Consider the following 12733-nt stretch of genomic DNA (forward strand, 5'->3'; position numbering starts at 1 on the left):
TCGGCCGGAGGATGCCCCCTGGCGCCGCCTGCCCCTGCCGGAAGGCGCGGTCATGGAGTGCGACGCGGGGCGAGGACGCAGAACTCGTTGCCCTCGGGGTCCGCCATGACGACCCAGGGCACGTCTCCCTGGCCGACGTCGGCATGGCGCGCCCCGAGCGCCAGCAGTCGCGCGACCTCGGCGTCCTGGTCGTCCGGCCGGAAGTCGAGATGCAGCCGGTTCTTCCCCGCCTTCAATTCCCGCACGGGCTCGAAGATCAGTCCGGGCAGACGGTCCGGCGCCGGGCGGATCTCGAACTCGTCGTGAGCGTCGTTGAGCACGACCCATCCGAGCGCACCGGCCCACCAGTTACCCAGTGCGACCGGGTCGACGGCGTCCACCACCAGCTGCTCCCACTCCAAGGACATGCCGCGGAGCGTAGTGGCCGCCCGGACCGCCGTGCCGCGGGCGCGCACGGCAGGAGCAGAAAACCTCAGGACATGGAATTCCCTTCGCGGGCAACACGATGGCCAACTGGTCGCAGCCACAAGGCAACCGGCCTTCCGAACCGAGGAGGCACCATGCCGCTCACCTTCCGCAAGAGTTTCAGGATCCTGCCGGGCGTGACGCTGAACATCAACCGCAAGTCCTGGTCGATCACCACGGGCGGCAAGAACGGCCCGCGCCACACCCGCAGCAGCACCGGTCGTCGTACGACGTCCATGAACCTGCCGGGTCCCTTCGGGTGGCGCAAGACGACCGGAGGCTCCGGCCGGCACTGACCGGCAACACCGGGCCCACGGCCCGCGATCGGGGCAGGGTTCCGCACCGGATCCGGTGCGGAACCCTGCCCCGATCGCTGTGCCCGACCGGCTCCGACCGCTGGGCCCTACCGCTTGCCGCCCTGGCGGAACTCGGGGCGTCCGCCGTTCCAGAAGTCCCGCAAGGCGGCCACGAGTTCACCGGGCGCCTCCTCGGCGATGTGATGGCCGGACGTGAGGGGGGCACCCTCCAGCCCGGCACCCGCCCAGTCCTGCCACACGGAGAGCACATCGCCGTACAGATCGACCATGTCGTCGCCCGTGGCCCAGAGGACCTGGAGCGGGCAGCGGATGCGGCGGCCCGCGCGCCGGTCCTCCTCGTCGTGGCGCCGGTCCACGCCCAGGCCCGCGCGGTAGTCCTCGCACATGGCGTGCACCGTGGCCGGGTCGTGGATCGCCCGCCGGTAGTCCTCGTAGGCCTCCGCCCCCATAGTCTGCGGATCGGCCCGGTACCAGGCGTCGGGATCGGCGTTGATGATCCGTTCGGCCGGCTTGTCGGTCTGTCCGAGGAAGAACCAGTGCCACCAGCTCGCCGCGAAGCGGGCGTCACAGCGGTTCAGTGCCTCCCCGATCGGGACGGCGTCCAGCACGGTCAGCGAACGGACCGCCTCGGGGTGGTCCAGCGCGAGGCGGGTGGCGACGTAGGCCCCGCGGTCGTGACCGACAACAGCGAACTGTTCGTGACCGAGCGAGCGCATCAGTTTCAGACAGTCGCTCGCCATGGCCCGCTTCGCGTACGGCAGATGCTCCGGGTCCGTGACCGGTTTCGAGGACCCGCCGTAGCCCCGCAGGTCCGGGCAGACGACCGTATGGCCCGCCGCTGCCAGCATCGGCGCGACCCGGTGCCATGTGGCGTGCGTCCGGGGGTGGCCGTGCAGCAGCAGGACGGCCGGGCCGTCGCCGCCGTGGCGCACTCGCAGACGAACGCCCTCTCCCTCGCGGTGCGCCAGTGTGAATCCTTCGAACACGGTCTACGCCCCTCCGTCGCCGCCGATGTCCCTGACCGTGTGTCCGGGGCGACGGCGGCCATGCCGGACGGGCGGGCCCGGTGCCGGGCCTGCGCGGCTCACCGCCGTCGGACCACGCCCCGTACGAAAGCGGCCTGGCCTGCGTGCTGGAGGTCGTCGGCGATGACGCTGACCAGGCGGACCCCCAGCGTGACCGGCGGACTCCAGGCCTCGTCCACCACGCGGTCGAGCGCCTCGTCGTCGAGTCCCTTGACGTAACGCAGCGTCTGCTCGACGACGGCATCGTGGTACCCGAGCAGCAGGTCGGGAGAGTCCACGCGGACGGCCGCCACCTGCTTGCTGCTGTGGCCGTACCCCGTCGCGCCCGGGCCGAAGGGCAGCTCGAACCGGTCCGCCCATCCGGTGTGCCACACCTGTTCGAGGTCGGCGGCGTCGGCGACATGATCGTCCTGAACGCGTGTCAGGTGCCACACCAGCCAGGCGATGGAGTTCGCATCCTGGTCGATCCGTGCGTTGAGCTGCTCGGCGGACAGACCGTCCACCGCTCCGTGCACCGCCTCCTGGACCCGTCCGAAGGCATCCACCAGTGCGTCGACACTGTTCATGTCCTGCTCCCTGGCCGCGTCCGCCCCCGGCGGGGTCCGCCGAGGACAGCACCAATGTACTTTTCGGGCCGGGTCGGCGCGAAAGGCCCGGTGCGGGGAGGCCTGCCGGCCCGTGGCCGCGTGACCGGGCCGGGCGTGACGTGCGGCGGGCGCCGAGCGATGTTGAGATGGATAAGTGGCTCCGCACGTGCGCGACCACCCGTCACGCGCGCGCAGTGCCCCTGACCCGGCAGCGAGGGATCCTGGTGCCTTCCGTCAGTCATGGACCCGAGATCGGACCTCCGCACAGCGAGGACGACCTGGACAAACTGCTGCTCAGGACCGCGCAGGGCGACGAGGACGCCTTCACGGGCGTGTACGACGCGGCCAGTGGCCCCGTCCTGGGGCTGGTGCGCCGCATCCTGCGCGACACGGCGCAGTCCGAGGAAGTGGCCCAGGACGTACTGGTCGAAGTGTGGGCCACGGCGGCTCGCTTCCGGCCCGAGGAGGGCAGCGCAAAGACATGGATCATGACACTCGCCCATCACCGGGCGGTGGACCGGATCCGGTCCGCCGAGGCCAGGAACGAGCGCGAGCAGAAGGCTGCGCTGCTGGAGCGGACCCGGCCGTTCGACGAGGTGACCGAGCGTGTCGAGACACAGCTGGAATGGCAGCAGGTCCGCAGGTGCGTACGCCTGCTCACGGACATGCAACGACAGGCGGTGACACTCGCCTACTACCAGGGCCTGACGCACAAGGAAGTGGCGGAAGCGCTGTCCCTCCCGCTGGGCACCGTCAAGACACGCCTTCGCGACGGGCTGATCCGCCTCAGGGACTGCCTCGGGGTGTCGAGATGACCGGCGCCGATCTGCACATGGCTTCCGGCGCCTACGTCCTGCACGCGCTTTCCCCCGACGAGCGCGCGGCATTCGAGGCCCATGTGGCGGCCTGCGAGGCGTGCCGGGAGGAAGTCGCCGAACTGAAGGCGACGGCGGCGCGCCTCGGGTCGGCGCTGACCGTCACCCCTCCGGCCGAGATGCGCGACCGGGTCATGCGCCGGGTGGCGGACACCCGTCAGGAGGGACTGCTCCCCCCGACGTTGCGCGTCAGGCGGACCGTGCAGGTGTCCCGGCTCGTTCTCGCGGCGTGCCTGGCACTCGCTGTGGCAGGCGGCGGGATCGCCCTGTGGCAGTACCAGGAGGCCGAGGACGCCAGAGCGTCGGTCAGCCGGACCGAGCAGCGGGAAGCGGGCGTGGCGGATGTGCTCGCCGCACCCGACGTCAGGCTCCAGACACGGGAATGGGACGACGGGTCCACGGGAACGGTCGCGTACGCCCCCAGCAAGGACCGCGCGGCTCTGATCGTGGCGGGTCTGGCCGAGCTGCCCGCGAGCAAGGTGTACGAGGCATGGTTCGCCGGGACGGGAGCCACGAGGTCGGCCGGGCTGATCGGCGGTACCGAGGGTCAGCAACTGGTGCTTCTCGACGGGCCGGTGGCCGGGGCGACGGCTGTGGCGATCACCGTCGAGCCGGCCGGCGGCTCCCCGCAGCCCACTTCCGCGCCCCTCGGAGTCATCAAGGTGCCCACGGCCTGATACGCGGCCCACTCGACCGGGCAGCTGTCCGGAGCCGCTCCGGCACTGCCGTACGAGGCTCATGCTTCGGCGGCCTGCTGCGCTGTCGCCGCCCGTGGAGGAGCCCCCATCCGAACGGGTGCATCCAAGAGCACCTCCCCACGGGAATCCCTCTCATGCGCGGAAGCCCCCATGCGGGGTGTCGTGTGGAATTCGGCGCCGCGGTTGCTCTGATGGTCCCGGAGGCCGACACCGCCGGGCGGTTGTGCGGCGATTCGTGCAGGAGAGGGCAGTGAAGGAGCGGGCTTGAGCGTGCGGGAGACGGACGCCGATGTCGTGATCATCGGTGGTGGCGCCTCGGGCCTGTCGCTGGCCCACGCCCTCGCGGCCTCGGACGACGCGGGCTGCCTTTCAGGCGGCTCGGACCGGTTGTCCGTCGCGCTCGTGGAGGCACCCGAAGGCCGGCTGCGCCCCGCCGAGCGCACGTGGTGCTTCTGGGAGGAGGCGGCCGGTGAGTTCGACGACGCGGTGACCGCGTCGTGGCGCCGCCTGCGCGTACACGGATCCGACGGACACGTGTTCGACGGCGACCTCGGCCCCCTGCGCTACAAGATGATCCGGTCCGCCGGCTTCGAACGTCTCGTGCACACACGGCTCTCCGGCCTGGAGCACGTCCGTCTGCTGCGGGCCACCGCACACGAGGTACGTGCCACCGCGGACGGCTCCGAGGTCCGGTGCACCACCGCCGACGGACGGCCCGCGCACGTGCGCGGCCGCATCGTCTACGACTCCCGGCCTCTGCCCTCGCTGCCGCCGGCGCGCACCACCCTGCTCCAGCACTTCCGCGGCTGGTTCGTGCGGACCCGGCAGCCGGTGTTCGATCCCGAGGTCGCCGACCTGATGGACTTCCGCGTGCCCCAGCCACCCCATGGGCTCGCCTTCGGCTATGTGCTGCCCCTCGGCCCCCGCGACGCCCTGGTGGAGTACACCCGGTTCTCGCGCGCCCCGCTGTCGCGTGAGTCGTACGACCGGGCTCTGCGGCACTACACGGCCGACGTGCTGAAGCTCGGCGAGCTGGAGATCAGGGATGCCGAACAGGGGGTGATCCCGATGACCGACGCCCGCTTCCCCCGGCAGGCCGGGGCAGGTGTCTTCCGTATCGGAGCCGCCTCAGGCGCCACCCGGCCGGCGACCGGATACACCTTCTCGGCTTCACGGCGGCAGACACGGGGCATCGCGGCCGCGCTGCGCGCGGGGCGGGGAGACGCCGTGCCCGCCCCGTGGTCCCGCAGGGCGATGGCCATGGACGCGGTGATGCTCCGAGCGCTCGACACCGGTCGTCTCGACGGGTCGCAGTTCTTCTCCACGCTCTTTCGCCGCACCCCACCCGAACGGCTGCTGCGCTTCCTCGACGGCCGCACCGGCCTCTTCGAGGATCTCCGGATCGGCTTCGCCGTACCCATGTGGCCCATGCTGCGCACCGCGCTGGAGCTGCCGTTCCTCCCCCGGCGGCCCGCGCTTCTCCCCGATGACCCTCCTCCCCCGTGAAATGAGCAGCTGATGACCCTTCTGCGGGACCGGGATCTCACCCGGGCCTTCGACCATGCCGCGGCCGGCTACGACCGACTCGTCTCGATGAACCCGGGCTACCACGCCGACCTGAGGCGCTCCGCACGCCGTCTCCGCCTGCCCGACGGCGGCGAGGGCCTGCGCGTGCTCGACATCGGCTGCGGCACGGGCGCATCGACCGCGGCGCTCCTGCGGGTGGCGCCGGGGGCCGAGATCACGGCCATCGACGCCTCCGCGGGGATGCTGGAACGAGCCGCCGCGAAGTCGTGGGCCGGGCACGTGCGATGGGTGCACGCACCGGTGGAAGAGGTCGCGCGTGCGGGAGTCCAGGGGCCGTTCGACGCCGTCTTCGCCGCCTATCTCTTCCGCAATGTGGCACGCCCGGACGCCGTACTGGACCGGGTGCACGCACTGCTGAGGCCGGGCGGACGACTGGCCGTGCACGAATACAGCCTCAGCGGCTCGCCGGTGCACCACGCCCTGTGGACGGCGGTGTGCCGCGGCGTCATCGTTCCCGCGGGAACCCTCATGGGCGACCGCGATCTCTACCGCTATCTGTGGCGGAGCGTGCTCGCCTTCGACCGGGCACCGCAGTTCGTCGACCGGCTGGTCCGCGGGGGCTTCCACGAGGCGCGGGCTCTCCCGATGCCGGGCTGGCAGACCGGGATCCTCCAGACGTTCCTCGCCCGGCGCGGCGCATCGGGTGAGCGGCGGTCCACGTCGTGAGCGCGGCGGACGTCCGTCCCGCCCGCCGGGGCAGGGACCGCAGGGCGCACGTCCTCATGCCCGCCCAGGGACGGGAGCGATGTGCGACGGACGCACCGCGCACGGCGGTGGTCGGGGGTGGCATCGCGGGCCTCGCGGCGGCGACGGCTCTCGCCGAGCGCGGGGTGCGGGTGACGCTGTTCGAGCGGGAGGCCGTTCTGGGCGGACGGCTCGCCGGCTGGCCGGTGGAACTGGCCGACGGGTCCACGGCGACGATGAGCCGCGGCTTCCATGCGTTCTTCCGTCAGTACTACAACCTGCGCGGACTGTTGCGCCGTGCGGACCCCGGTCTCTCGGAACTCTCACCCCTGCCGGACTACCCGCTGCGCCACCGCAGCGGAACCACCGACAGCTTCGCCCGGGTCCCACGCACCCCGCCGTGGAGCGCACTGGGTTTCGTCGCCCTGAGTCCGACCTTCGGCTGGCGGGATCTGGCCGGCATGGACCCGGTCGCGGCCCTGCCCCTGCTGGATGTGCGGGTTCCGGACGTCTATGAGCGCTACGACGAGGTCAGCGCATCGGACTTCCTCGGCTCCATCCGGTTCCCCGAGGCCGCGCGCCATCTTGCGTTCGAGGTCTTCTCCCGGAGCTTCTTCGCCGATCCGCGCGAACTCTCCGCCGCCGAGCTGCTGGTGATGTTCCACATCTACTTCCTCGGTTCCGCGGAGGGGCTGCTCTTCGACGTCCCCCGGGAACCGTTCCCGCAGGCGCTGTGGAACCCTCTGGAGCGCTATCTCGGGGGTCTCGGGGCCGAGGTGCGGACGGGCACGGCCGTGCGGTCGCTGCGACCGGACACCGACGACACCTTCCTCCTCGACACCGACGGGCCCATCGAACGGTACGACGCGGTCGTCCTCGCGCTGGACGTGCGCGGTCTGCGGACAGTCGTCTCCGAATCGCCGCACCTGTGCGACACCGCCTGGCGGGAGAACGTCGAACGGCTGCGCAGCGCCCCGCCCTTCGTCGTCTCGCGCCTCTGGCTCGACCGGCCCGTCGCCGCGGACCGGGCGGGGTTCCTGGGCACCAGCGGCTTCGACGGGCTCGACAACGTGAGTGTGCTCGACCGCTGGGAGGGCGAAGCCGCCCGCTGGGCCGGTCGCACCGGCGGCAGCGTGGTGGAGTTGCACGGATACGCCGTCGACGAGGGGACGGACCGGCTGCGGATGCAGGAGCGGTTGCTCCGTCAGCTGTACGAGGTCTACCCGGAGACGCGCGAGGCCGAGCTCGTCGACGCCCGCCACGAGTGGCGGGCGGACTGTCCGATGTTCCCGGTCGGCGGGTATCTCACACGCCCGGCCGTGCGTACACCCCATCCCTCCCTGGTGATGGCGGGAGACATCGTGCGTACGGATCTGCCGGTGGCCCTGATGGAACGGGCAGCCACCACCGGCTTCCTCGCGGCCAACGCCCTGTTGAGGCGGTGGGGCGTACGGGGTCATCCGCTGTGGACGGTGCCGCGCGAGGGCCGGTCCCGGGCCTTGCGGACGCTGGCGTCCCTGAGCCGTTCCTGACCCGTTCTCCTGACCGCCGCGAACCGCCGGCGGCCAGGAGTCCGCGGGGCTGTTGTGAGTCCTGCATCGCAGGGTCAGCCGGGGAAGCGGCCGGAGCTGCGCAACTGCCGGCGCCGCTCCGCGTAGGCGAGATCGTCACGCCACAACCGCCCGGCAGCCCAGCGCATCAGCGGCCGCAGTGCGGGAGCTACAGCGCGTGCGCCGACGAATCCGGGACGGTCCGAGGTGGCGACGACGGCCTCGACCACGGCCGTCCGGGGTACGCCGCGGCCGTCGGTCCCCAGCGGGGTGGCGTGCGTCTCGACGACGGACCCGACTCCCTCGCCGCCGGTGATGTGCATGACCACGGTCCGGGGTTCGGGCGCGGTGAACGCGGCCCGCACCGGCACCACCAGGCGTCCGGCCACCTTGAAGGACACATCGACGACGAAGCCATCGTCCGTGTCCGCCTCGTCGTCGCCCTGCGGCCCTTCCGGGACGCTCACCACCATCAGATCGACGAACGAGTACGGGTGGAACCACGAGCCGTGCCAGGGGTCGAGCCTGTTGGCGACGATGTCCTCGGGCTCGCAGCGCCCCACCGTGGTGAACACCGCGTCCACGGCCCCCCGTTCCGGCCGCCGCGGTACGACGGGCCGGTCGAGCGGCGTCTCCCCGCCGAGCGCGTCGAGGCGGACCCAGGCCAGCACTCCGTCGTCGTGCGCCGGAAACGGCTCCCAGCCGGCGAACGGGCCCCCGTCCAGGGACAGACCGTGCCAGTGGCAGACCACCGTGCCGCAGACGACCCGGCTGTCGCGCAGCGGAGCACCGAGGTGCGGGCAGGCGCCCGGGCCCGCCCTGAGTTCGCCGGTCTCGGTGCGCCACGCGACGATCTCCACGCCGCCCACGGTCCGTCCGAACGGCCGGGGGCCGGAGCCGATGTCGCGCGAAGCACCGATGACGTACCAGTTGCCGGAGGGCCGCGCCGCGGCGCGTTTGAGTGCGCCCGCGATCAGCGCGGGGCGGGCCGCCTGCCAGGTCGGCTGTTGTTTCGCCCACGAGACGCGGGGCCGCATCCGCAGCGGAAGGGACCGGCGCCGCCGGCCGGTGTGGTCCTTCACCGGGGACGCACCTCTCGTCCGGCGTCCGTGCCGGGGCCCGACGCCGTGACAGGGGCGGCGGCGCGGGGCCGCACACCCGCGGGTGTCCGGGTGACCCGCGCGCGGGCCCGGGCGCCGGCGATCCCGGCGAGGGCGGTCAGTGCCACGGCCGCCCGGCGCCTGCGGGGCACCACGGAGCGGCCGTGCAGCACGCGGTAGTCGTCCTCGGCGATCGCGTCGAGGATTCCGCCGTACAGCGTGAAGGCCGTGCGCATACAGGGGCGTACCCGCCGGTCCAGCATGTCGAGTCCCGGTTCCGCTTCCCGGTAGACGCCGCGGGTGAGCTGTGCGGCCTCCTCGAACGCCGCCCTGATCCGCGGATCCGTGGCCCCACAGTCGCGGCTCCACCGAAGGAGTTGGCGGTCCACGCCGTGCGCGGCGAGCAGATCCTCGGGGAGATACACCCGGCCGCGGTCCAGGTCCTCCCCCACGTCCCGCAGGAAGTTGGTGAGCTGGAAGGCGACGCCGAGGGCGGCCGCGTGCGGCTCGGCCTCCGCGCGCGGTACGACGGTCCCGAGGACGGGCAGCATCTGCAGACCGATCACGGCCGCCGAGCCGTGCATATAGGTGCGGAGGTCGGCGTAGGTGGGGTAGCGGGTGACATGGAGGTCACTGCGCATGGATGCCATGAAGTCGTGGAAGAGCACGGGATCAATGGCGTAGCGGCGAGCGGTGTCCGCCACCGCCTGCACCACCGGCTCGTCGCTGCGACCGTCTCTCAGCCCTTCGTCCAGCTGCCGGTCGAGACGGGTGAGGGCGCGGTCGCGCTCCTCGGGCGTGAGCTCTGCGGCGAGGTCGTCGACGATGTCGTCGGCCCAGCGGGCGAAGCCGTACAGCGCGTGCACGGCACTGCGCCGGTCCACCGGAAGGAGCCGGGTGGCCAGGAAGTAGGTCTTGCCGTGCCGGGCGTTGAGGTGGCGGCACCGGGTGTAGGCGGAGCGCAGGCGGGCGTCGGTGATGCCTGCCGCGTCGAGTTCACGTGCGGTCATCGGCTGTGCCTTTCACCGGCTGGGCAGGGGGACGTCGGACATGTGCGGGGAGATGTGGGTGGCTCGCCGCGGCGGGCGGCCCTGTCCGGTGATGCGGGCGGCGGCCAGCTTGCCGGAGATGAGGACGGTGGGGACGCCGACGCCCGGTGTGGTGCCACAGCCGGCGAGCACGGCGTTGTCGATGCCGCGGACGAGGTTCCGCGGCCGGAACGGGCCGGTCTGGGCGAAGGTGTGGGCCGCGGAGAAGGGCGTTCCGGCCGCGTGCCCCTGCTCGGTCCAGTCGACCGGGGTGACCAGGCGTTCGTGTTCGATCGATTCGCCGAATCCGTGCAGTCCGCGCCGCTCCAGCTCGGCGACCAGGCTGTCGCGGTAGCGGGGGGCGAGGTCGTGCCATTCCCGGACGCCCGGTCCCGTCCGGGTGTTGGGGCAGGGAGCGAGCACGTAGTGCAGGTGTTTTCCCTCGGGGGCGAGCAGCGGATCGTGTGCCGTCGGCCGGGTGATCAGCAGGGAGGGGTCCGACATCAGACGGCCGGTGCGGGTGATCTCGTCGAAGGTGCGCTCCCACGCGCCGCCGAACGACAGGGTGTGGTGGCCCAGTTGGGACCAGGTGCGGTCGGTGCCGGCGTGCAGGACGACGGCGGAGGGCGAGTGCCGGAGGGGCACGGCCCGCTGTGGCTCGCGGCCGAGCAGCCGGTAGGTGACGGGCAGGTCGGGGGTGAGGACGACGGCGTCGCAGGCGAGCTGTTCGCCGGTGGAGAGCTCGACGGTGCGGATGCGCCCGCCGAACCTGTGCAGGGCGGTCACCTCGGTGCCGTACCGGAACTCCGCCCCCGCGTCGCGGGCGCTGTCGGCCATGGCACGCGGCAGTGCGTGCATCCCGCCTCGGGGGAAGTAGACACCCGCCACGGTGTCCATGTAGGCGATCACGGCGTACGCGGCGAGGGCGCGGGCCGGTGGTACGCCCGCGTACAGGGCCTGGAAGGAGAACACCCGGCGCAGGCGCGGGTCGGAGATGAAGCGGCCGATCCGGGCGTCCAGCCGACCGAAGCCGCCCAGTGCGGCGAGCCGGGCCAGGTCGGGGTGGAGCAGTTGCAGGGGCGAGTCGAAGTTGGTGTCGATGAAGCGGCGCATCTGGGCCCGGTAGAGGGCCTGGAGCCAGGTCCGCAGCCGCCGGTAACCCTCTGCCTCGACGGGCCCGGCGAAGCGGCGGATCTCTTCCTCCATCGCCTCGGCGCCGGTGTGCACGTCGAGCGCGGAGCCGTCGGCGAACTGCGCCCGGTAGGCGGGGTGCAGCTCGATCAGCTCGACCCGGCGGGCGAGCGAGTCCCCCACGGCGGCGAAGGCTTCGTCGGCGAGGTGCGGCATGGTGAGCACGGTCGGGCCGGTGTCGATCGCATAGCCGCCCATGTCGGCCCGTCCCGCCCGGCCGCCCGGCTCGGGCGCCCGTTCCACCACGGTCACGTTGCGGCCCGCGCCGAGCAGATGCAGCGACGCCGCCAGCCCCGCCAGACCGGCTCCGACGACAACCACATGGTCCGTGGGCCCGGGTACGGTCTTCATGGCCGCTCTCCGGTCCGGTTCGGCTGTACGCCCGCGGCCCTGCACACGAGGCGGGTGAGTTCGCCGACGATGTACGCCTCGCTGTCCAGGGACTCGAGGTGGCGGACACTCAGCTCCACGAGGCGGTCGATCTTCTCCTCGACGACGGCGGGGGCGCCGGTCGATTCGATGGCCTGCCGCAGCCGGTCCACCTCGTCGTCGGTGAGTGAGCGCCCCTCGTCCACGGGTTTCAGCGCGTCGGTGACGTCCTGGCAGCCGCCGGCGGCGGCCAGATGCACGGCCACGGCGCGGAGGTAGGTGGCCTTGCCCTCGCGCAGGTCGTCGCCCGAGGGTTTGCCGGAGCTCGTGGGGTCACCGAAGGCGCCGACGAGGTCGTCGCGGAGCTGGAAGGCGATGCCCGCGCAGCGGCCGGCGGACCGCAGCGCGTCGGTGGTGCGTTCGTCGGCCCCTGCCAGGGCGGCGCCGAGCGCCAGCGGACGCTCGACCGTGTACAGCGCGCTCTTGAGGCCCGCGATGCGTACGGCTTCCACCACCGAGGAGGATCCAGTGGCCTGGGCGTGCATGTCGAGGTACTGGCCGGCGACGAGCTCCGTGCGCATCGCCTGCCACTCCCGGTGGACGCGCGCGCCCTGAGGGGACATCAGCGCGGTGGAGGTCATCAGATCGTCGGCCCAGGACAGCGCCAGGTCTCCGGCGAGGATCGCGGCAGCGGTCCCGAAGGCGGCGCTCGATCCGCGCATTCCCTGCGTGGTGTGGGCCTGGGCGAAGGCGGCGTGCACGGCGGGTGCTCCACGGCGCACGGGTGACTCGTCCATGACGTCGTCATGGACGAGGGCGCAGCCCTGGATCAGTTCGATGGCGGCTCCGAGCCGTAGTGCCGCGTCCGCCTCCTCGCCGTCGGTGGTGCCTCCGGCGGCCCGCAGGCCCCACCACAGGAAGCCCGCCCGCAGCCGTTTGCCACCGCGTATGACGAACTGGGCGAGCTGCTCGGCGACATCGGCGGCGAACCGTGCGTCGACGCGGGAAGCCTCGTGCACCCGCTCGCGTACGTACCGGCCGAGGACCTGCTCGACGGCGGCGGTGACGTCCCGGTCGACGTGCGGGCCTGCTGTCGGTGGGGTGCCGGTCTGCGGGCGGCCGGTGAGGATGCCCGTGCCGTTCTGCATCACCTGCGTACCGAGCATGCACGCCGCCTTTGTTCAACGGGGAGTTGTCACCGGACATCCACTCTTCGGTCGGGAGACCGGGTTCGGATGCGGTGATCTCTGCCCGTTC

The 12733-nt window shown here is 72.3% G+C and carries 13 protein-coding genes; 6 read left to right on the forward strand and 7 right to left on the reverse strand.

Annotated features, from left to right (window positions below):
• Positions 1-50: 50 nt before the first annotated feature.
• Positions 51-407, reverse strand: coding sequence for a VOC family protein (locus ACQPWZ_RS02305; RefSeq protein ID WP_433570458.1), 357 nt, complete (start codon positions 405-407; stop codon positions 51-53).
• Positions 408-560: 153 nt separating this feature from the next.
• On the opposite strand from ACQPWZ_RS02305, the gene ACQPWZ_RS02310 reads away from it, so the two are divergent.
• On the forward strand, positions 561-761 hold the full coding sequence (locus ACQPWZ_RS02310) for a DUF4236 domain-containing protein (RefSeq protein ID WP_313948202.1): 201 nt from the start codon (positions 561-563) through the stop codon (positions 759-761).
• Positions 762-868: 107 nt separating this feature from the next.
• Here the strand turns inward: ACQPWZ_RS02310 and ACQPWZ_RS02315 are convergent, their stop codons facing one another.
• Together ACQPWZ_RS02315 and ACQPWZ_RS02320 are read right to left on the reverse strand one after the other, a co-directional pair.
• Positions 869-1768 carry an alpha/beta fold hydrolase gene (locus ACQPWZ_RS02315; protein ID WP_433570459.1) on the reverse strand — a complete coding sequence of 300 codons (900 nt, stop codon included), beginning with the start codon at positions 1766-1768 and terminating at the stop codon, positions 869-871.
• A 98-nt stretch (positions 1769-1866) separates the two neighbouring features.
• Positions 1867-2373 carry a mycothiol transferase gene (locus ACQPWZ_RS02320; RefSeq protein ID WP_383239699.1) on the reverse strand — a complete coding sequence of 169 codons (507 nt, stop codon included), beginning with the start codon at positions 2371-2373 and terminating at the stop codon, positions 1867-1869.
• A gap of 272 nt (positions 2374-2645) precedes the next feature.
• On the opposite strand from ACQPWZ_RS02320, the gene sigK reads away from it, so the two are divergent.
• The 5 genes from sigK (at position 2646) to ACQPWZ_RS02345 (ending at position 7770) form a co-directional block, all read left to right on the forward strand.
• A complete protein-coding gene (sigK, locus tag ACQPWZ_RS02325; protein ID WP_383239709.1) occupies positions 2646-3209 on the forward strand; it encodes an ECF RNA polymerase sigma factor SigK in 564 nt (187 codons plus the stop codon).
• On the forward strand, positions 3206-3946 hold the full coding sequence (locus tag ACQPWZ_RS02330) for an anti-sigma factor (RefSeq protein WP_383239696.1): 741 nt from the start codon (positions 3206-3208) through the stop codon (positions 3944-3946). The genes sigK and ACQPWZ_RS02330 overlap by 4 nt, the downstream gene beginning before the upstream one ends.
• A gap of 285 nt (positions 3947-4231) precedes the next feature.
• Positions 4232-5473 (forward strand): lycopene cyclase family protein, encoded by a 1242-nt coding sequence (locus ACQPWZ_RS02335; RefSeq protein ID WP_433570460.1) that lies wholly within the window; start codon positions 4232-4234, stop codon positions 5471-5473.
• Between the two features lie 12 nt (positions 5474-5485).
• Positions 5486-6220: a methyltransferase domain-containing protein gene (locus tag ACQPWZ_RS02340; protein WP_356703519.1), complete on the forward strand. Its 735-nt coding sequence runs from the start codon at positions 5486-5488 to the stop codon at positions 6218-6220.
• A 56-nt stretch (positions 6221-6276) separates the two neighbouring features.
• Positions 6277-7770 (forward strand): FAD-dependent oxidoreductase, encoded by a 1494-nt coding sequence (locus ACQPWZ_RS02345; protein ID WP_433573755.1) that lies wholly within the window; start codon positions 6277-6279, stop codon positions 7768-7770.
• A 74-nt stretch (positions 7771-7844) separates the two neighbouring features.
• Here the strand turns inward: ACQPWZ_RS02345 and ACQPWZ_RS02350 are convergent, their stop codons facing one another.
• Genes ACQPWZ_RS02350 through ACQPWZ_RS02365 form a run of 4 tightly spaced genes read right to left on the reverse strand, consistent with a single transcriptional unit; the run spans position 7845 to position 12642 of the window.
• A complete protein-coding gene (locus ACQPWZ_RS02350; protein ID WP_433573756.1) occupies positions 7845-8825 on the reverse strand; it encodes a DUF5914 domain-containing protein in 981 nt (326 codons plus the stop codon).
• A 41-nt stretch (positions 8826-8866) separates the two neighbouring features.
• Positions 8867-9898 carry a phytoene/squalene synthase family protein gene (locus tag ACQPWZ_RS02355; RefSeq protein WP_433570461.1) on the reverse strand — a complete coding sequence of 344 codons (1032 nt, stop codon included), beginning with the start codon at positions 9896-9898 and terminating at the stop codon, positions 8867-8869.
• Positions 9899-9910: 12 nt separating this feature from the next.
• Positions 9911-11458, reverse strand: coding sequence for a phytoene desaturase (locus ACQPWZ_RS02360; RefSeq protein ID WP_433570462.1), 1548 nt, complete (start codon positions 11456-11458; stop codon positions 9911-9913).
• Complete coding sequence (locus ACQPWZ_RS02365) at positions 11455-12642, reverse strand: polyprenyl synthetase family protein (RefSeq protein ID WP_433570463.1); 1188 nt, start codon at positions 12640-12642, stop codon at positions 11455-11457. Before ACQPWZ_RS02365 ends, ACQPWZ_RS02360 begins: the two co-directional genes overlap by 4 nt.
• Positions 12643-12733 lie beyond the last annotated feature (91 nt).

The sequence above is a fragment of the Streptomyces sp. CA-251247 genome (genome assembly GCF_050952975.1).
Classification (GTDB): domain Bacteria; phylum Actinomycetota; class Actinomycetes; order Streptomycetales; family Streptomycetaceae; genus Streptomyces; species Streptomyces achmelvichensis.

Bases quoted from the DNA above. Each gene is read 5' to 3' on its own strand.
- ACQPWZ_RS02305 (WP_433570458.1), bottom strand. From the start codon at position 407: ATGTCCTTGGAGTGGGAGCAGCTGGTGGTGGACGCCGTCGACCCGGTC.
- ACQPWZ_RS02310 (WP_313948202.1), top strand. From the start codon at position 561: ATGCCGCTCACCTTCCGCAAGAGTTTCAGGATCCTGCCGGGCGTGACG.
- ACQPWZ_RS02320 (WP_383239699.1), bottom strand. From the start codon at position 2,373: ATGAACAGTGTCGACGCACTGGTGGATGCCTTCGGACGGGTCCAGGAG.
- ACQPWZ_RS02330 (WP_383239696.1), top strand. From the start codon at position 3,206: ATGACCGGCGCCGATCTGCACATGGCTTCCGGCGCCTACGTCCTGCAC.
- ACQPWZ_RS02340 (WP_356703519.1), top strand. From the start codon at position 5,486: ATGACCCTTCTGCGGGACCGGGATCTCACCCGGGCCTTCGACCATGCC.
- ACQPWZ_RS02345 (WP_433573755.1), top strand. From the start codon at position 6,277: ATGCCCGCCCAGGGACGGGAGCGATGTGCGACGGACGCACCGCGCACG.
- ACQPWZ_RS02350 (WP_433573756.1), bottom strand. From the start codon at position 8,825: ATGCGGCCCCGCGTCTCGTGGGCGAAACAACAGCCGACCTGGCAGGCG.
- ACQPWZ_RS02355 (WP_433570461.1), bottom strand. From the start codon at position 9,898: ATGACCGCACGTGAACTCGACGCGGCAGGCATCACCGACGCCCGCCTG.
- ACQPWZ_RS02360 (WP_433570462.1), bottom strand. From the start codon at position 11,458: ATGAAGACCGTACCCGGGCCCACGGACCATGTGGTTGTCGTCGGAGCC.
- ACQPWZ_RS02365 (WP_433570463.1), bottom strand. From the start codon at position 12,642: ATGCTCGGTACGCAGGTGATGCAGAACGGCACGGGCATCCTCACCGGC.